This is a genomic window from Rugosimonospora acidiphila (assembly GCF_039543385.1).
In the GTDB taxonomy this organism is placed as follows: Bacteria; Actinomycetota; Actinomycetes; order Mycobacteriales; family Micromonosporaceae; genus Rugosimonospora; species Rugosimonospora acidiphila.
Genome location: NZ_BAABJQ010000003.1, coordinates 413,851 through 431,884 on the forward strand (window position 1 = coordinate 413,851; position 18,034 = coordinate 431,884).

An 18,034-nucleotide genomic window follows, 5' to 3' on the forward strand; every position below is an offset into this window, starting at 1 on the left:
AGCCACAACGGAATAAATACATTCCTACCGGGTCAGCGTCCGGAGGTGCCGCGCATGCGTACGGCGATCACGCCGATCACGGTGAACAGCGACATCGCGCAGCAGAGGGCCTTGAGCAGCATCGGTGCGGCCTCGCAATCACCGGGCGTGGAGTTCTTCAGGGGCGCACCGAAGCGTAGCCGGGCAACCTGGGAACGCCGCTGTTGCGGTTGCGGGTGGACACGGTGCTGGGCAGCGTGAAGGTCTACCGGGTCTGATCGGCCGGGTCCTGGTTGTCGGCGAGCAGTTGGCGGGTACGGGTCAGGAATGCCTGCCGCACGTCGTCGGGGCGCAGGATGCGCAGCGGGTGGGCGAGGCTGATCAGGTAGCGGGCCAGGCCGTCGGCGTCGGGTCCGCCGATGTCGACGATGGTGGCGTGTTCGCCGTCGGGCCGGTGTACGCCGACGGTGGGTGGGATGAGCCGGCGGGCTTCGTCGGCCGGTACGGCGAGCCGGATGGTGACGTGTGCCGGGTACGGGCGTAGCGCCATGCCCTCGGTGACCAGGGTGGTGGCCTCGGGGGGGTCGGGTAGGGCGGTTGGTTGGCCGGTGGGGGTGGCGTCGCGGATGCGGTCGACGCGGAAGGTGCGCCAGTCGTGGCGGGTGGTGTCGTGGGCGACGAGGTACCAGCGGCGGCCGGTGTAGACCAGGCGGTAGGGGTCGACGTCGCGGTCGGAGGGTTGGCCGGCGCGGTCGGTGTAGACCAGGCGGACGCGGTGCCCGGCGCGGCAACTGGTGGCGAGGTTGAGCAGCAGGGCGGGTGTGATCCGTTGGGTGGATGGTGGGGTGTGGGTGAAGACGGCGTCGAGGGCGGCGAGTCGTTCGGCGATGCGGGCGGGCAGTACCTGGCGCAGTTTGAGCAGCGCGGACAGGGCGGCCTGGTCGCTGCCGGAGACGCCGTTGAGGGCGGCGGCGCGTAGGCCGATGGCGACGGACAGGGCTTCCTCGTCGTCGAAGATCAGTGGTGGGGTTTTGGCGCCGGGGGCGAGTCGGTAGCCGCCCCAGGGGCCGACTTCGGACTCGATGGTGTATCCGAGTTCGCGGAGGCGGGCGATGTCGCGGCGCACGGTGCGTTCGGTGACGGCGAGTTTCTCGGCGAGTTCGGCGCAGGTCCAGCTTTGCCTGGTGGGCAGGAGTGACAGGGTGCGCAGTAGGCGGGCGGAGGCGTGGAGCACGGGTGTGAGTGTGCCGGACGACCAGGACTGTTTCTGTCCTGGTCTGGTCCTAGCCTCTGGGTCATGACGGAGAATTCGATCGAGGTGGCCTCGGGTGCGACGTCCGCGCCGGAGGTGGGCAAGGTGCGTTATGGCGGGGTGGGTTTCGACTGTGCCGACCCGGCCGAGTTGGGCCGGTTTTACGGGACGGCGCTGGGTCTGCCGGTCGCGGCCAGTACGGATGATTTCGTGCTGTTGGGCCGCGAGGGCGGGACGTATCTCGCCTTCGTGAGGATTGATGATTATCGGCCGCCGACCTGGCCGGAGGGTGCGGTGCCGAAGCAGGCGCACCTGGAGTTGGGTGTGGATGACCTGGACGAGGGGCAGGCGTACCTGGTGGGGCTGGGTGCCACGGCGGCGCCGTGGCAGCCTGAGCCGGATCGGTGGCGGGTGCTGCTGGACCCGGCCGGCCATCCGTTTTGCATCTCGACTCGGGCGTGAGCGGGGTGGCGGCGCAGGGTGCCGGTTGCCGGGTGGGCCGGCTGATGACGATGCGGGCGAGGCCGGGGCGCGGCGGCGAGTTGGCGGGTGTCCTGGTGGAGGTCGCCGGGGGGCTGCGCGGGTTTCCCGGCTGTGAGGTGTACCTGATCAGTCAGGACCGCGCGGACGCGGACGTGGTGTATGTGGTGGAGGTGTGGTCCGACGAGGCGGCTGTTGCCGCGGCCCTGTCGGCGGCGGGTGCTTCGCCGGAGGGTAAGGCGCGGATGACCGAGGTGTTGGCGATGGTGGATGGTGCGCCGTCGCGGGTGGATTTCGTGCCGTTGGGCGGGGTCGGGTTGGCCTGATTCCGGTGTGGGCCGGGGTGAGACGCCCCGGCCCCCACCCTGGCGCCGGTGTCCGTCAGAAGAGGGGAACGCCGGGGTCGATGCCGAGGCGGACCCGTCCGGCGGCTTCGAAGAAGCCGGCGGAGTGGTTGGCGTGTTGGAGTGCCACCATGCCGTCGCGGAAGAGCCGTTCGACGGGGTTGCCGCGGTAGATCGAGGTGGAGCTGCCCAGTTCGTACATGGCGACCAGTACCTCCCGGCTGACCTGCGCGGCGTGGCTCATCGCGGCGCGCAGGTCGGCCCGGTGTTCGAGGGTGACGGGTTGCGCGTTGTGGCCGGCGAGGTCCAGGGTGTGCGCGGCGGAGCGCAGCAGCAGCCGGGCGGCGGCCAGGGCGGCGTCGGATCGTGCGATGACCGCCTGGGTGTGTGCGGATTCGGCGAGGGTGGCGCCGGTGAAGGTGTGCTTCGTGGTCGCGAGGGCCACCGTCGCGTCGATGGCGGCCTGGGCGACGCCGAGGGTGACGGCGGAGCAGCCGGGGAACACGAGTGCGGGGATGAAGCCCTGGTAGAGGGGCCGTTTGATGCGGGCCGGCAGGTCGAAGCGGGCGACGAGTTCGTCGGGTACCAGGGCGCCCTCGACGAGGACGTCGTTGCTTCCCGATCCGAGCATGCCGCTGACGTTCCAGGTGTCCTTGATGGTCAGCTGGTCGCGGTGGAGGGTGAAGAGCCGGATGTCCGGAGTGCCGGCGTCTGTCAGGCGGGGGGTTCCGTCGTGCGTGATGACGCCCACGACGGCCAGCCAGTCGGCCCGGTCGATGCCGCTGACGATTCGCCAGTTGCCGGTGAGCAGGTAGCCGCCGTCGGTGGGTTCGGCGAGTCCGGGCATGCCGGAGTTGGCGAAGACGGGTTCGCGGCCGTCTTTCCAGATCCGGGCGTTGCCCGCGTCGTCGAGCAGGGCGCCGAGGAATCCCCAGTTGGCGTTCCACACCAGCCATGCCACGGAGGCGTCGAGGTGGGCGAATCCCTCGTACACCCGCAGCGTGGTCTCCAGGGGTGCTTCGAAGCCGCCGAGTTCGCGGGGGGTGAGCAGGCGGAACGCGCCGGCCTCGCGGAGTTGGTGTACGAGGTGTTCGGGTAGGTTCCGGTCGGTTTCCAGTTGGTCGGCGGCCGCCCTGATGGCGGGTTCGAGTTGGGCGGGCAGGTCCAGCGGGTTGGGCCGCTGGGTGGTGTCGTTGGGCATCGGGTTCTCCCGGTCGGGTGGCGCTTGGGACACCCACAAGACGCGCGGGTCGCCGGGAAGTTCGGTCGGTGGTGGGTGAGCTGGGTCACCGCGCGGCGGTTGGGGTGGCCGCGGTTCTGGGTGCGTGGAACAGCCGCAGTTGGTGCACCCTGCCGTTTTTGGTGGACATCAGCCAGGCGACGGCCGGTGGGCAGTGGTCCGGGTTGTCCGGCGGGTTGACCAGGTCCATTTCCCAGATGGTGGTGTCCCGGCTGGTGACGGCGGTCACGAATCGCTGGCGGACGCCGGCCTCCAGGTCGCCTTCCATGCCGCGGATCAGGAAGTCGCGGTCGCCGACGCGCTGCCGGCCGGAGTAGTAGGCGACGTTCGGTGCCCACCGCTCGCTGGTGAGCTGCGCGAAGCGTCCCTGTTCGGCGGCGGCCAGGGTTTCCGCGGCCTCCCGGGCGCTGGTTCGGGCGGCCGCGGCGGCGTCGTCGTGTGCCGTGTCGGCGGTGGCGGCGAGCGCCTCGGTGAGTTTGGTTCTGGCTTCGTTGAGCCGGCTGCGAACGGTGCCGACCGGTACGCCGTACAGGGCGGCGATCTGGTCGTAGGAGGGGGTGCGGGGGCTGAAGTGGCGCAGCATGACCGTGGCGCGCAGGGTGGGGGACAGTTCGTCGATGGCTCGCCAGAGCCAGTCCCGGGTGGCGTGCTGGTCGATGATCCGTTCGGGGTTCGTGTGCGTCGCGAGTGTCGTCAGGTCGGCGACGGGTGTTGTGGTGGCGGCTGAGCGCAGGTGGGTGCGGCAGACGTTGCGCACGATCGTGCGCAGCCACGCGCCGACGGAGTCGGGTTGGCGCACGTCGCCGATGCGTCGTAGGGCGATCAGTGTGGCGTCCTGTACGGCGTCGTCGGCCTCGGGGCGGTTGCCGAGCACGCTGAGGGCCACCGCGCGCATGCCGGCCCGGTGCCGTTCGATGAGCGCGCCGACGGCGGCCACCTCGCCGGCGGCCGCGGCGCGCAGCAGTCGCGGGTCGGAGGGTTCGTCGAGCAGGGTGCCGGTCATCTTCCCCAGGATACGGGGGGCGGCGGGGCGGGTCGCCGCTTCGCGCGGTGGTGCCTGGTACCGGCCGGGGTGTCCGCTTGCTGGGTCGGGTCGGGTTCAGTCGCTGTCGAACCAGGCCCAGCGGCCTTCGCGGTGGCCGATGCCGGCCTCGTCGAGCCAGGCGCGCAGGGCCCGCACGCTGCCCTCGATGCCGAGGTGGACGCCGAGTTCGCCGCGGTCGATGAGGGTGCGCAGGCAGCTGACCAGGGCGGTGCGCGGGTCGGGGTCGGGGGTGATGTCGCCGCAGCGGCGGGTCAGGGCCTGGACGACGCGCGGTAGGTCCCGTTCGGGGAAGTGCACCGAGTAGGCGTATTCCCGGCCGCCGCTGTCGGGGCGGGACGCGTAGTCGTAGTACTCGGTGATGTCGATGTCGTCGTGGGCGCCGGCGTCGAAGTCGAGCCAGATGTCGAGCACGCAGTCGGAGACGGGGTTGTGGTGGTGCAGCAGTTCGTGGCGCATGCCGGCTGGCCTCACTGCTCCGTGGGGGTGGGGTGGGTGCGTTCGCCGAACCGGGCGGCCAGCACGTAGGCGCCGTGGTCGGACAGGCCGCGGCGGGCCCGGTCGTAGCGGCCGGTGGTGCGTGGGTCGGCGTGGCCGGCGAAGCGTTGGGCTCCGCGTAGGTTGCCGTGGGTCTGGTCGAGGAACGCGGTGATGGCGCTGTGCCGCAGCCCGTGGGGGGTGAGGCGGTCGGCGGCGGGCAGCGCGGCCTGCCGGGCCAGTCGTTGGACGAGCCGGTACACGTACATGTGGTAGATGGGTCGGCCGGTGGGGGTGAGGAACAGTGGGCCGGTGGTGGGGTTGCCGCGTTCGGTGAGCATGTCGGCGACGGCTTCGGCGACCACGGGTGGCAGCGGGATGCGGTCGCGCCGGTTGCCTTTGACGTGGATGTCCAGGGTGCGGTGCCCGCCGTCGTGGCCGAGGTCCTGGACGCGGGCGCCGAGGGCGGAGCCGACGCGCAGGCCGGCGGTGAATACCAGCCGGATCAGGGCGGAGGAGGTGGCGCTGTCGGCGTCGGCGGCTTCCAGGAGCCGGTCGGCCTCGGTGGCGGTGAGCCCGACGGTGGCGGAGTAGTCGGGGTCGATTTTGGGCCGGCCGGCGGCCGCGGCGGGGTTGCGGGTGGCCAGCGGCTGCGGGTCGTCGGCGGTGTTGGCCATCAGGTACGTGTACCAGGAGGACACGGCGGCGACCCGGCGGGCGATGGTGGCCTCGGAGGCGGGGCGGCCGCCGCGGGCTGGTTCCCGGCGCTGGGTGACGATCCACGCGTCGACGTCGGCGATGCGGGCGGCCAGGGGGTCGATGCCGGCCCGTTCGCAGTGGGTCAGCCAGTCGCGCAGGTCCCGCCGGTATGCCCGCTGGGTGTGTACGGAGGTTTTGATGGTCAGCCAGGTCGCGGTGAGCGCGGCGAGCCGGTTCGCGGCGTCGCGGGTCGCGGCGGCGGTGTCGAGGTCGGTGCCGGGTGTGTCGCCGGGGGTCAGGGATCTGTTGTGGCGGTTGGCGACGGGTTGCAGTCCTGCCCCTGCGCGCGGTGTCGATCCCATGGTGGTCGTCGACCTTCCAGTCCGGCGAGATGGTGACACGGTTACCGTAGTCGCCTTCGGGTTCGTCGTGCCCGGGTGCGGGCTCGCGGCCTGCCCACCCCGCCCCGTGGCGGGTAACGCTCAGGTCAACAGGTCCTCGATGAGGTCGGGGTGGTCCGGCCGGCCGCTCTCACGCTTCGCGGTGCGGGGTCACCGTGGCGGCGGCGTCCGGGGTGCTGTGTCGAGTGAACGCCCACAGCAGGAGCCCGAGGCGTCGGATCCACGACGGCCGGCGTCCCGGAAATTCTTCGAAGAAGTCCGGGGGGAGGTGTCGGATCGGGACGGTGGTGTTCGTAGCAGGGGTGAGGCCGCCCGCAAGGGGCGGCGCCAAGGCAGAGGAACCGCGATCATGAAGCTGACGACCATGACTCAGGTCACCATCGATGGAGTGATGCAGGGAAACGGCGCCGCGTCGGATGACCGCAGGAACGGATTCGAGCGCGGCGGATGGGCCCGGGGGAAGGGCGACGACGAGACCAGGACGTTCATCACGCAGACCTACCAGCGCGCCGAGGCGTTCCTGTTCGGTCGGCGAACCTACGAGCTGTTCGCCGGCTCCTGGGGATCAATCGACCAGATGCGCGCACACCCCATCGGCGTGGCCTTGAACGAGGCCCCCAAGTACGTTGCCTCCACCACGCTCACCGCGCCGGGATGGGAGGACACGATCGTTCTGGGCGGTGACCTCGCGGCGGCCATCGGTGAGTTGAAGGCCAAGCCCGGGGGTGAGCTGCAGGTGCACGGCAGTGGCGCCCTGACCCGGTGGCTACTGGACAACGACCTGGTCGACGAGATGATTCTGATCGTGATCCCGGTGATCCTCGGCCAGGGCGCGAGACTGTTCCCGGAGACCGGTCCGGATCTCGCGCTCGACCTGGTCGAGTCGCGGGTGGACTCGAAGGGCGTGACGATCCAGGTCTTCCGGCCGGCCGGGCGCCCGCGGTATGTAACGGCCTGAAGTCCCTACCACCGATACCGAGCTGTCTTGACACACCACAGGAGATGATCTTCAGATGCGGTACCTGGTTTCCGTGATCGATGACAAGAGCAATCCCGGCAGCACGGACAGGCGGCCTGCCATCAGCGCGTTCAACGAACGACTGATCGCCGAGGGCTACTGGGTTTTCGCGGGCGGACTCGCGGACACCGACGCGGCCACGGTCGTCGACAACCGGGGTGAGCAGGCGGTGTTCAGCGACGGGCCTTTCGTGGAGTCGAAGGAGTACCTCGCCGGCGTCTGGGTGTGGGAGGCCCCCGATCTGGATGTGGCGCTCAGGCTCGCCGCCGAGGCGTCGAAGGTCTGCGATCGGAAGCTCGAGGTGCGGCCGTTCCAGTGAGCGACGTCGAGGAGGCGATCACCCAGCCCTCACCACGACGTGTGGGCGCGCCTGATCGCCACCCCGACCAGGCGCTCGGGCGACGTCGACCTCGCCGGGGAGGCAGCTGCGCGTCGATGGCCCGGCCGACCGCGCCCAGTATCCCGGCCAGCCGATCGGAACGAAGTTGGGTGAGGCCGCCGGTGGTGGGGAGCAGGTCCAGCCATTGGTCGCGCGGGTAGGGCTGCTCCCAGTCGAATCGCCACTGTCCCGGGTCGTTGAACTGCTCGGTCTCGCGTATCTTGTCGGCGATCTTCGCGTACCCCGCCCGGTACAGGTCGGTACGGCCATGAGCGCTGAACACCCCCGGCCTTGACCGTGAGGCGAGTGGCTGTGTGGCACCCGGCCTCCGCCAAAATCTGTTGGCGGAGGCCGGCGACCGCTGCTAGTTTCCCAGAGGCCGTGCGAGAGAACGAGGAGGTGGTACCCGTGAACGTATCAACATGGGTGCTCCCCCCCGGGATCACGGTCGGGCGATAGGTCGTCCGGGAGCGCCGTTCAAGAGCACTCCCGAAAGGCACGACCATGCGATTCATTTCCGAACAGCGCTTCGACGACGGCGTCCTCGAACGCGAATTCACCCTCGGCGAGATCCCCGGCATCCTGTGGACGCCCGGATCCGCACCGGTACCGCTGATCCTGCTCGGCCACCCCGGCGGACTGCACAAGATGTACCCCCGACTGGTGGCCCGCGCCCGGCACTGCGCGGCGGAGGGCTACGCCGCGGCCACCATCGAGTTGCCCGGGAGCGGTGGCCGGCCCCGTTCCGCCGCCGCCGAGGAGGCTCGCGCCGACCTGCGCCGGGCGCTGGCGGCCGGCGAGCCGGTCGACGACGAGATCGTCGACCGGCTCGTCCTCCCACTGGTCGAAAGGGCGGTCCCGGAATGGCGGAGCGCCCTGGACGCCCTCCTGTCGCTGCCCGAGATCGGCGGCCCGGTTGGGTACGCGGGAGGGGTGATCGCCATAGGCGTGCGGCTGGCGGTGGTCGAGCCGCGCATCTCGGCCGCCCTCCTGTTCGCCGGGAGTTTCGTGCCCCGCACCATGTTCGAGGAGGCCCGGCAGGTCACCATTCCGCTGCAGGTCCTGTTGCAGTGGGACGACGAGGGAAACGATCGGCGGCTCGCCCTGGACCTGTTCGACGCCTTCGGATCCAGGGAGAAGACGCTGCACGCCAACCTGGGCGGGCACACCGGCGTGCCGCAGTTCGAGGGGGACGGCGGGAACCGGTTCTTCGCCCGGCACTTGAAGTGAGGCCAGGCCGTCAGGCCGGCAGCAGACGATAGGAACTGTCGGCCGGGGTGCCGCTCATCGAGGACAGGTCCCGGGCCTGCTCGACGGCTATGGCCAGCGGACGCACAACCGCCGATCGCGGCGGTACCGCCGATGGGCGGTGCCGCCGGTCCGGCATCAGGTCTGTTGGACGACATCCGAACCTCGGTAGTTTCGCCGCTTGGCCGGGCACGGTGCCATCAGGTGCCGGTGCGATCGGTGCTGCGGGGATCGCTGACCCGGCGGGCGGCGTAGATGTCACCGGCACGTGCCGTGTCCCGCCACGGTCGGGCCTTGTTCAGCGCGATATCGAGCGCGGGGTCGGCGCGGTCCAGGTCGACGCAGATCACGTCGGGCCCATCCGAACGGGCGTGCCGCAGCGGATAGCCGTGTGGGCCGACCACCGCCGACGGCGTGGTCGGTGCGCACTGGGCGGGCACCGCGATGCTGACCCAGAACCCGTTCACGGCAGCATGGGCGCGGGCGATGACCTCGAAGATCGGATCCTCGGAGAAAGTGGAGAAGAGCACGCAGTCCACGCCGAGTGCCCGTTGCTCCATCCACAGCTCGGGGAAATTCACCTCGATGCAGATCAGGCACCCAAACCGGAACCCGTCCACCTCGAAGGTGCAGGCGTGGTCGCCGGGTGTGTAGAAGCCGGTGATTTCCGCATGCGACACGAACCGCTTGTCATATCGATCGATCAGCTCGCCACGGTCGTTGATTACCCATAGCGAGTTGTGCGGTCGATGACCGCCGGTCAACCGGTGGTTGCCGCCCGCTACTACCCAGACGCCGAGCTCCGCGGCAAGGGCCATCGTGCGATGCAACTCTTCGGTGACCGGCGCCCAATCGATACGCCATCCGGTGTAATACGGCTTCGCAGCGCCGGCATAGCCGGACAGGGCGCCCTCGCCGAGGTGAACCAGGCGTGCCCCCTGGCCAGCGGCTTGCCGCATCGCGGCGCGGATCGCCGTGCCGTTAGCACCCGGATCAGTGGCGACCTCTGTTTGCGCGACGGCGATCCGAATCTTTCCAGTTGTGCTCACCGCGGCACCGTAACGGATGGACGGTTGGCGGGGAGCCAGCTGTTCGAGCTCGTCACGCGCCTTCACCCTCTGCGCACGGACGGACGCGGGCGTGGCTGAGGGCGCATCGCCGCCTCGGCCGCGACCATGAACGCGATCCCGCCACCGGCGAAGCCATGATCCGCTGGGCCGCCATCGGCCTCACGACCCGGCGCCGCCCGGGGTAAGGATTTCCATGAGATGCCCGTCGGGGTCGTGGAAGTAAGTGCCCCTGCGGCCTTCGGGGCGCTTACTGTGATAGATCTGCGCGACCTCCTGGCATGCGGGATCGCCGTAGTGGGTGGTTCCACTGTGCTGGATGCGGGCGAGGGCGGCGTCGAACTCCTGCTCGCTGACCATGAACGCGTAGTGGTGTGGCTCAAAGTCGTCCAGCTGGTCGTAGTCCAGGCTGACCTGGTTGGCCAGCGTGACCGGCGTGAAGTGCGCGACCGGCGGATCGATACTCAGGCCGAGGATTTCGGCCAGGAACTGCGCCGAGGCTTGCGGGTCACGGGCGGGGACGATGGTGTGGTTCAGTTCCACGGTCATAGTGACTCCTTTTCAGGGACGGGGCTACGCGTGGTGGGGTGCTCGGCGGCCTTGGCGACCCGGCATGGTGCGCGGGGCAGGGTTTCTCCGGCTGCCCTCCACCGGTTCCAGCCGTCGGGTCATACGTTGATCTGCTCGAAGATGTGCGGGTACGACACGATGTCGTCGGGGGACTCGGCCGCCATGCGCTGGAACTCTGGGCTGCCGAACGCCCTGGCGAGCGCCTCTGTCGACTCCCAGACCGCGATGTTCATCAGAAGCTGACTGTCCCCCGTTCCCTCGTGCATCTGCAGGGAGACAAAGCCCGGCTGAGCCTTCATGAACTCGGCCTGCCTCTGGAAGAGGGCCAGGAACGATTCAGCCCTCCCCTTCGGGACGAGGAAGGTGTTGGCCAGGACGATGGGCCCGGTCTCCTCCTTGAACTGCGCGAACATCGGCGTGTGCGGGTCGAGACTCTGCAGCTTGGCCATTTTCGACACTTCCTCTCATCGGGCGGGAGCCCGCTCGGCTTGCGCGTCTCAGTCGTGGTCGAGCGGGACTGGCTGACGTCGACCTCGTAGAGCGCCGGGTTGCGTACACGACCCGAATCGCTTTGGATTTCCAAACTGTTTGGAGATCATAAGAGATAAGGTTGGCGTATGACAAGCGACCCCGACCCGAGCGATCCGCAACTGCCTGGGGCCGACGACGTCCGGGAAATCATCGGCTTCGTGCCCTTGGTGGAGGCCTTCTTCCGCCGCGGCCCCAGCGAGATGCCCGAAGAGCTGACCGAGATCTTCCAGGCGCACGGGCTCACCGGCCGCCACGGCGCGGTCCTGCCACAGCTGGCGGCCTCAGGCACGCTCAGCGTGTCCGAACTGGCGGCCAGGATCGGTGTGTCACTGTCGACGGTCAGCGAAATCGTCGGCACCCTCAGCAGAGCCGGTCTGGTGCAGCGCCAGGAAGACCCGGACAATCGCCGCCGCACCTTGGTATCGCTCGCCGAACAGCACCGCCCCGCCGTCGAACGCTTCGTCGCCGAACGGGCCGCGCCGCTGCTGCGCGTACTGGCCACCCTGTCACCCCGCGACCGGCAGGGTTTCGCAGCCGGCATGAGCGCCTGGGCCAAAGAAGTCCAGCACTACTGACCGGAGCCGAGCTGAACGTCCTGCGGAACCGCCGCCCCCACTCGGCGTCCTCGTACGGGTGGGGGCCGTAGGCACCCCGGATCTCCCAGGCGTGGTCGTACAACGTCTGCCGCCGCTCGGTGTACCGCTTCACCACCGACGGGTCTTCGATGCCGAGCTACGTGGCCTAGTGCTCGACCACCGCCACGGCACCGCGGCGCGTCGCTCCAGGAACAGGCGCACGCAACCCGTGCACATCTGAAGCGCGAACCCGAGCTGATGGTGCGTGGTCCGCCGCAGCGCAATCAGGTCACGGTCGACGTCGTCCAGGAAACGGCAGCAGATCGGGGGTTGAGGAACGTCCATGTCAGATCGTGCGCTAAGCCCTCGCGGCATCGATTGACGCTTTGACCTGCGCTGATCGTACGGCGCAGCCTTCGCGGGTCGATGTCGTCGATCTTCGAAGGACCTGGTGGCGGTCGAGTTCCTGTCGGATCAACAGGCAGCCCAGTACGCGGCGTTCAACGGAGCGCCGTCACGTGCGGAGTTGGAGCGGTACTTCTTCCTGGATGACTCGGATCTGGAGAAAGTGCAGGCCAAACGGCGTTCGCACAACCGGCTCGGGTTCGCGGTCCAGCTGACGAGCGTGCGCTACTTGGGCCGGTTCATGCCGGACCCGCGGCAGGTGCCGGCGGAGGTGGCCGAGTACCTGGCCGAGCAGTTGGGCATCGCCGATCCGTCGTGCCTCAAGGAGTACGGCGAGCGGGACGGGACGGCCCGTACGCACGCCGGGGAGATCCAGGAGGCCGGAGGCTGGCGTGACTTCGCCGAGGTGCGGGACGAACTGAGCGAGTGGCTGGACGCGCGGGCCTGGACGACCGGCGACGGCCCGAAGTCGCTGTTCGACGCGGCGGCTGGGTGGCTGCGTGAGCGCCGGGTGCTGCTGCCCGGGGCCAGCCGCCTGGCCCGGCTGGTGGGCACGATCCGGGAGGCGGCGAACAACCGGCTGTGGGACACCCTGTACGGCCTGCTGAGCACCGGCCAGCGGGCGGTGCTGGACTCGCTGTTGTCCGTTCCGCCGGGCGCCCGGGTGTCGGAGCTGGACCGGCTGCGCCGGGGGCCGGTGCGGATCTCCGGGCCTCAGATGAAGTGGGCGCTGGAGCGGGCGGAGGAGATTGCAGCCTTCGGGATGGGCGAGGTGGACGTGTCCGCGATACCGCCGCGACGGCTGGAGGAGCTGCCCCGGTACGGGATCGATGGCAAGGCGTCGCTGCTCAGGCGGCACGGCGACTCCCGGCGTCTGGCCACGCTGCTGGCCTCTGCCGTCTACCTGACGTCCCGGGCGGTCGATGACGCTCTGGACCTCCTGGAGGTGCTGATAGCGACGAAGCTGCTGGCCAGGGCGGAACGGGAGACGGCGAAGGAGAAGCTGAAGACCCTGCCGCGGGTGGAGCGGGCATCGGCGAAGCTGGCCGCCGCGTTCCAGATCGTGTTCGACAGCACCAGCGAGCAGGTCGACACCGACACCGGGGAGATCAGCCCGCCCGAGGTGGAGACGCTGGAGGCGATGTGGGAGCGGATCGAGCAGGTGGTGCCCCGGCACGAGCTGGCGGCGGCGATCGCCGCGCTGTTCGAGCTGACTCCGCCGCTCGACTCGGACACGGACGAGGCATGGCGGGCCCAGCTGGTTACCCGGTTCGGCACCGTACGGCCGTTCCTGAAGCTCCTAGTGACGGTGGTCGACTTCGGCGCCACGCCGGAGGGCTTGCCGGTCTTGAAGGCGTTGAAGTCTCTGCCGGACCTGATGGGACGCAAGAAGGTCGGCCCGGCGGAGATCGACACCGGCCTGCTCACCGGGTCATGGCGGCGCCTGGTGCTGTCCGCGCCGCACCTGGAGCCGGGCACGGTTGACTGGAAGGCGTACGCATTCTGCGTGCTGGAGCAGGTGCACCGGATGCTGCGCAGCAAGCAGGTGTTCGCGAAGAACTCCTCCAAGTGGGGTGACCCGAGGGCGAAGCTGCTGGACGGGGAAGCGTGGGAGCAGGCCAAGCCGACCGTACTCGCCTCGCTCAACCTGCCCGCCGAGGCGGGTGAGCACCTGGCGGCGCGCGCCGCGCTGCTGGACGGCACCTACCGCGAGGTCGCCGCGCGGGTGCCGGCGAACTCCCAGATCGTGTTCGACGACCACGGCCGCCTGCACTTCGCCGCCCTGGAACCGGAGCCCGAACCTGCCTCTTTGCGCCATCTGCGCGAGGCAGTGGAGGCGATGCTGCCCCGTGTCGACCTGCCGGAGGCCCTGCTGGAGGTGTTCTCGTGGACCGGCGCCGACCAGGCGTTCACCTCGGTCACCGGCAGCGAAGCCCGGCTGAAGGACCTGCATGTGACGATCGCCGCGCTCCTGGTCGCGCACAGCTGCAACGTCGGCTACACCCCGGTCATCGGAGCCGCGGACGCGCTGAAGTACGGGCGCCTGTCCCATGTCGATCAGACGTATCTGCGGCTGGCGACGTACCGGGCCGCGAACGCCACGCTGATCGACTACCAGGCGGCCATCCCGCTCGCGCAGGCGTGGGGCGGCGGCCTGGTCGCCTCCGTGGACGGCATGCGGTTCATCGTCCCCGTGCCGAGCGTGTACGCGCGGCCGAACCCGAAGTACTTCGGGCGCCGGGGCGGGGCGACCTGGCTGAACATGATCAACGACCAGGCTGCGGAGCTGGGCGGGAAGGTGGTGGCCGGCACCCCGCGCGACTCGCTGTACGTACTGGACGTCCTCTACGACCGCGACGGCGGCAAGCGCCCCGAGATGATCATCACCGACACCGCCTCATACAGCGACATTGTCTTCGGCTTGCTGACCCTGGCGGGGTTCGCGTACGCGCCGCAGCTCGCTGACCTGCCGGATCAGAAGATGTGGCGCATCGGCCGCGCCGCCGACTACGGCGCCTTCCAGGACGCGGCCCGCGGCCGGGTCGACCTCGCCAGGATCGAACGCCACTGGGAGGACATCCTGCGGATCATCGGCTCCATCCACACCGACGCCGTGCACGCGTACGACGTGATCCGCATGCTGTCCCGCGACGGCCGCCCCACCCCGCTCGGCGACGCCATCGCCCACTACGGGCGGATCTCCAAGACCCTTCACATCCTGCGCCTGGCCGACGAGCCCGGCTACCGCCGGCAGATCAAGAGCCAGGCCAACCTCCAGGAGGGCCGCCACTCCCTCGCCCGGAAGATCTTCCACGGCAGGAGCGGGCAGCTCTACCAGCGCTATCAGGACGGCATGGAAGACCAGATCGGCGCCCTGGGTCTGGTCCTCAACGCCCTCGTGCTGTTCAACACACGGTACATGGACGCCGCAGTGAACCAGCTGCGCGCGGATGGCTTCGACGTCCGTGACGAAGACGTGGCCCGCCTCTCGCCGTTCGTGCGGCACCACATCAACATGCTCGGCCGGTACTCCTTCCACCTGCCCGATATGCCTGGCGGCATGCGACCCCTGCGCGACCCGGACGCCGCCGAGGAGGCTTGATGAGGCTCTACTGCAACGGTTCCGCAGTTGGCGGGTCCGGCTCGCCAGGTGGGCAGCAGGCGCGTCTCCGGCTCATGCCTGCATGCCGCCGTCAACCGGGAGTACCGTCCCGGTCACGTAGGAGGCGCGGTCGCTCAGGAGCCAGGCGGCGGCCTGGGCGATCTCGTCAGGGTCGGCCGCACGGCGTAGCGGGGTGCGCGCGTTGAGCTGGTCGATGACGCCGGGTGAGCGGTCGTTCCATGCACGCACCATCTCGGTCAGGGTGGTGCCGGGAGCGATGGCGTTGACGCGGATGCCCTCCGGGCCGTAGGTGATGGCGGCCGACTCGGTGAGGCTGTTGACCGCCCGTTTCATCGCACCGTAGGCGGGCAGCATGGGGTTGCCCATCAGGCTGCCGACGGACGAGTTGTTGACGATCGCACCCGTGCCGGCGGTGGCTCGGATGGCGGCGACCTCGGCGGACATGGCCAGCCACGGACCCTTGAGGTTCACGGCGTAGACGTGGTCGAAATCCGCCTCGGGCACTTGGTCCATCGGGGCTGGGGGCACGCTGGTCGCTGCGTTGTTGAAGGCGACGTCGAGCCGGCCGTACAGGTCGACGGTGCGGTCGACGGCGGCACGGACACTGGCCCCGTCGGCCAGGTCACATACCGCGTACTCGGCGGTGCCGCCGGCCGCCCGGATTTCCTCGGTCGCCGCCTTGAGCTGGTCCTGCGTGCGGGCGGCAAGCAGTACCCGGGCGCCCTCACGGGCGAACAGGCGCGCCGCGGCGGCGCCGATACCGCGACCGGCACCGGTGATGAAGGCAACTTTGCCGGCCAGCAGGCCCACGGCGGCTGGGGTGGAGGTGTCGGTGGTCTGTGCGTTGTTCATGGCAGCGAGCCTGCGTCCGGCCGCGGAGCTGATCCAGGCACCAGCGGTACCTGGATCAGCTCCGCGGCACCAGCGCACACTGGGTGGCGTGGACAGACGAGAGCTGGCTGGCTTCCTGCTCAGCAGGCGTGAGCGCATCACCCCTGCCGACGTGGGTCTGCCCGCCGGGCCGCGCCGCCGTACCCCGGGGCTGCGGCGCGAGGAAGTGGCGCAGCTGGCGTTCATCTCGACCGAGTACTACACCCGGCTGGAGCAGGCACGGGGCCCGCGCCCGTCGCGCGAGGTGCTTGCCGGTCTGGCCCGGGCCCTGCGCCTGTCGGACGCCGAGCGCGACCACCTGCACTATCTCGCCGGCGCCCCGCCCGGTCCGCCGGCCGGGCCCTCACGTGAAGTGCGGCAGAGCATCCTCGACCTGCTGCGGCGGCTGCCGCACGCCGCGGCGATCGTGCTGTCCGCGACCTACGAGGTGATCGCCTGGAACGACCTGGCGGCAGCTCTCCTGGAGGACTTCTCCGCTCTGTCCCGGCACGAGCGCAACCTCGTGCGCCGTGCCTTTCTCGCACCGCAATCGCGGGAGCGGCTGCTGTACGACCCGTCCGACGCGGAGGCGTTTGCCCGCGCCGCGGCCCGGCACCTGCGTGTCACCGCCGCCCGCTACCCCGAAGATCCCGAGGTAGCCACGCTGGTGGATGACCTCCTCGTCGGCAGCGCGGAGTTCGCCCGGCTGTGGACCGCCCACGACATACTCGCCGAGCCCACTCTGCACAAGACCGTCCACCACCCGCTGATCGGCCCCATCACCGTTAACTGCGATGTCCTCGACATCACCGACCGAGACCAACAAGTCGTGATCTACACGGCCGAGCCCGGTTCTCCCGCAGAGGAGGCGCTACGGCTACTGTCGGTGATCGGCACGCAGCGTATGGACGTGCCCGGTTGAGTCGAGCCGGGTGGCAGTCCGGTCACGTACGGCACCCGCCATTCAGGACGCGTCCGATTCGACCCAGCTGCCGCTCAATGTGCATCGGCCCCTGCGCCACGCTTGCGTCGGGGCGGCCGAGCAACAGCGAGCGAGAGACCCTCAGCGCCTGCTGTCGCCGGGGGCGAGCAGGCGGGTAACCTCAGCGATCGCCTCCGCAGAGGGCTTGAAGTAGCGGCGGACGTTCTCCGGCTTCTTGTGCCTCGACTTGGCCATCAGCATCAGCAGTGACGCGCCCTGCTCACCGAGGTGGGTCAGGGCGGAATGGCGGTACTCGTGGAGATCCCAGCCGGTGCCCGGCCCACGAATGGCGGTGTGCTCGTCCAGCAGGGCACGGGCCTGGCCGTAGGAGAGCCGTGCCAAGCCGGTATCCGGGCAGACGTCCGGCAGGCTGACGACCTTGCCGGGCCCTGGGCGTCGGTGGGTGACGAACACCGGCCCGCGCGTGCGGCCGCGCAGCAGGCGCGGCAGGAGCCGGGCGGTGCCCGCATCCCAGTACACAGTCTCCAACACGTAGTCCTCACGCGCCTGGCCGCGGCGGCGGGCCTTGGTGCGAGCGCCCTTGGCCTTGACGGGACAGCGGCGACCGGCGAGGTCCAGGTCCTCGATGTTGACGCCCAGGATCTCCTCGGTCCGCGCGGCGGTCTCGTAGAGCATCCGCCACAGCGCCTTCTCCCGCAGGTGCACCTTCCGGCGGGCGATCAGCCGGTCGATCGCCATCTTTGACCGAACCGGGGTCTCGGAGTCCGGCACGGCCAGCCGCTTTGCCCAAGCCGGCACCGCAGGTCCCTCGTAGCCACGATCCCGGCACCAGCCGAGCCAGGACAGCACCGCCGCCCGACGGGTGTTCCAGGTGTTGACCGCCGCGGTGCCCCACAGCAGTTCCAGGGCCTCACCGATCTCGTCGTCCGCCACGGTCGCCAGCGGACGGGTCTCACCGAGGCGTTCGGCGGTCTTGCCGACCCCGATCCCGTAGTTCCGGACTGTGTTCGGGTTGCCGAGCGAGTCAAGGAACACGTCCGCCGCAGCCCGGACGGTCAACGCCTTCCCCGCTGGCAGCTGCACGACGGTGGGCACCACTTCCCCCTTGCCGCAGATAACAGGGCCACTTCACGCAGCGACCAGAGAACGTCACCGCAGGTGACGCATCAAGCTACCGCAGATATTGGAGTGTTATCTGTGGGACGGCTTCAGACGGGTCGGGCCGCCGCCGCTCCGTCAGCCGCCCACCAGGGCCGACGAGGGCTTAGCGCACGATCTGACACGGATGTTCCTCAACCCCCTGGTCCGCCGCAGCGCAATCAGGTCACGGTCGACGTCGTCCAGGAAACGGCAGCAGATCCCTCCACGGACACGTGAAGCAGCAAACCGC

General features: G+C 69.7%; 18 protein-coding genes. 8 read left to right on the forward strand and 10 right to left on the reverse strand.

Annotation, left to right across the window (positions count from 1 at the left end):
* Positions 1 to 244 precede the first annotated feature (244 nt).
* Positions 245 to 1,213, reverse strand: coding sequence for a helix-turn-helix transcriptional regulator (locus ABEA87_RS07105; RefSeq protein WP_345627192.1), 969 nt, complete (start codon positions 1,211 to 1,213; stop codon positions 245 to 247).
* 63 nt (positions 1,214 to 1,276) lie between these two features.
* On the opposite strand from ABEA87_RS07105, the gene ABEA87_RS07110 reads away from it, so the two are divergent.
* Positions 1,277 to 1,693 (forward strand): VOC family protein, encoded by a 417-nt coding sequence (locus ABEA87_RS07110; protein ID WP_345627193.1) that lies wholly within the window; start codon positions 1,277 to 1,279, stop codon positions 1,691 to 1,693.
* The gene (locus ABEA87_RS07115; protein WP_345627194.1) at positions 1,690 to 2,037 is read left to right on the forward strand and encodes a putative quinol monooxygenase; all 348 of its coding nucleotides are present in this window, start codon (positions 1,690 to 1,692) and stop codon (positions 2,035 to 2,037) included. The genes ABEA87_RS07110 and ABEA87_RS07115 overlap by 4 nt, the downstream gene beginning before the upstream one ends.
* A gap of 55 nt (positions 2,038 to 2,092) precedes the next feature.
* On the opposite strand, the gene ABEA87_RS07120 is transcribed toward ABEA87_RS07115, so the two are convergent.
* The 4 genes from ABEA87_RS07120 to ABEA87_RS07135 form a co-directional block, all read right to left on the reverse strand.
* Positions 2,093 to 3,256: an acyl-CoA dehydrogenase family protein gene (locus tag ABEA87_RS07120; RefSeq protein ID WP_345627196.1), complete on the reverse strand. Its 1,164-nt coding sequence runs from the start codon at positions 3,254 to 3,256 to the stop codon at positions 2,093 to 2,095.
* Positions 3,257 to 3,341: 85 nt separating this feature from the next.
* Positions 3,342 to 4,298: an RNA polymerase sigma factor gene (locus ABEA87_RS07125; RefSeq protein WP_345627197.1), complete on the reverse strand. Its 957-nt coding sequence runs from the start codon at positions 4,296 to 4,298 to the stop codon at positions 3,342 to 3,344.
* 96 nt (positions 4,299 to 4,394) lie between these two features.
* On the reverse strand, positions 4,395 to 4,796 hold the full coding sequence (locus ABEA87_RS07130; RefSeq protein ID WP_345627198.1) for a hypothetical protein: 402 nt from the start codon (positions 4,794 to 4,796) through the stop codon (positions 4,395 to 4,397).
* Between the two features lie 11 nt (positions 4,797 to 4,807).
* The gene (locus ABEA87_RS07135; protein WP_345627200.1) at positions 4,808 to 5,875 is read right to left on the reverse strand and encodes a tyrosine-type recombinase/integrase; all 1,068 of its coding nucleotides are present in this window, start codon (positions 5,873 to 5,875) and stop codon (positions 4,808 to 4,810) included.
* A 388-nt stretch (positions 5,876 to 6,263) separates the two neighbouring features.
* Between ABEA87_RS07135 and ABEA87_RS07140 the strand changes: the two genes are divergently transcribed.
* The 3 genes from ABEA87_RS07140 to ABEA87_RS07150 all read left to right on the forward strand — a co-directional run bounded on the left by ABEA87_RS07140 (position 6,264) and on the right by ABEA87_RS07150 (position 8,541).
* Positions 6,264 to 6,872, forward strand: a complete 609-nt coding sequence (locus tag ABEA87_RS07140) for a dihydrofolate reductase family protein (RefSeq protein ID WP_345627202.1) — start codon at positions 6,264 to 6,266, stop codon at positions 6,870 to 6,872.
* Between the two features lie 55 nt (positions 6,873 to 6,927).
* Positions 6,928 to 7,251: a YciI family protein gene (locus ABEA87_RS07145; protein ID WP_345627204.1), complete on the forward strand. Its 324-nt coding sequence runs from the start codon at positions 6,928 to 6,930 to the stop codon at positions 7,249 to 7,251.
* 564 nt (positions 7,252 to 7,815) lie between these two features.
* On the forward strand, positions 7,816 to 8,541 hold the full coding sequence (locus tag ABEA87_RS07150) for an alpha/beta hydrolase family protein (RefSeq protein ID WP_345627206.1): 726 nt from the start codon (positions 7,816 to 7,818) through the stop codon (positions 8,539 to 8,541).
* A gap of 218 nt (positions 8,542 to 8,759) precedes the next feature.
* On the opposite strand, the gene ABEA87_RS07155 is transcribed toward ABEA87_RS07150, so the two are convergent.
* From ABEA87_RS07155 to ABEA87_RS07170, 3 genes are all read right to left on the reverse strand, one after another.
* The gene (locus ABEA87_RS07155) at positions 8,760 to 9,608 is read right to left on the reverse strand and encodes a carbon-nitrogen hydrolase family protein (protein ID WP_345627208.1); all 849 of its coding nucleotides are present in this window, start codon (positions 9,606 to 9,608) and stop codon (positions 8,760 to 8,762) included.
* 180 nt (positions 9,609 to 9,788) lie between these two features.
* A complete protein-coding gene (locus ABEA87_RS07165) occupies positions 9,789 to 10,175 on the reverse strand; it encodes a VOC family protein (protein WP_345627210.1) in 387 nt (128 codons plus the stop codon).
* A 119-nt stretch (positions 10,176 to 10,294) separates the two neighbouring features.
* Positions 10,295 to 10,645, reverse strand: a complete 351-nt coding sequence (locus tag ABEA87_RS07170) for an antibiotic biosynthesis monooxygenase family protein (protein ID WP_345627368.1) — start codon at positions 10,643 to 10,645, stop codon at positions 10,295 to 10,297.
* 168 nt (positions 10,646 to 10,813) lie between these two features.
* Between ABEA87_RS07170 and ABEA87_RS07175 the strand changes: the two genes are divergently transcribed.
* Together ABEA87_RS07175 and ABEA87_RS07180 are read left to right on the forward strand one after the other, a co-directional pair.
* The gene (locus tag ABEA87_RS07175) at positions 10,814 to 11,302 is read left to right on the forward strand and encodes a MarR family winged helix-turn-helix transcriptional regulator (RefSeq protein ID WP_345627212.1); all 489 of its coding nucleotides are present in this window, start codon (positions 10,814 to 10,816) and stop codon (positions 11,300 to 11,302) included.
* Between the two features lie 451 nt (positions 11,303 to 11,753).
* A complete protein-coding gene (locus ABEA87_RS07180; RefSeq protein ID WP_345627214.1) occupies positions 11,754 to 14,810 on the forward strand; it encodes a Tn3 family transposase in 3,057 nt (1,018 codons plus the stop codon).
* 72 nt (positions 14,811 to 14,882) lie between these two features.
* Here ABEA87_RS07180 and ABEA87_RS07185 read toward each other — a convergent pair whose 3' ends face one another.
* A complete protein-coding gene (locus ABEA87_RS07185) occupies positions 14,883 to 15,683 on the reverse strand; it encodes an SDR family NAD(P)-dependent oxidoreductase (protein ID WP_345627215.1) in 801 nt (266 codons plus the stop codon).
* A gap of 88 nt (positions 15,684 to 15,771) precedes the next feature.
* Here ABEA87_RS07185 and ABEA87_RS07190 point away from each other — a divergent pair, with 88 nt between their 5' ends.
* Complete coding sequence (locus ABEA87_RS07190; RefSeq protein ID WP_345627216.1) at positions 15,772 to 16,623, forward strand: helix-turn-helix transcriptional regulator; 852 nt, start codon at positions 15,772 to 15,774, stop codon at positions 16,621 to 16,623.
* 141 nt (positions 16,624 to 16,764) lie between these two features.
* Here ABEA87_RS07190 and ABEA87_RS07195 read toward each other — a convergent pair whose 3' ends face one another.
* Positions 16,765 to 17,739: a tyrosine-type recombinase/integrase gene (locus tag ABEA87_RS07195; RefSeq protein WP_345627218.1), complete on the reverse strand. Its 975-nt coding sequence runs from the start codon at positions 17,737 to 17,739 to the stop codon at positions 16,765 to 16,767.
* Between the last annotated feature and the right edge of the window lie 295 nt (positions 17,740 to 18,034).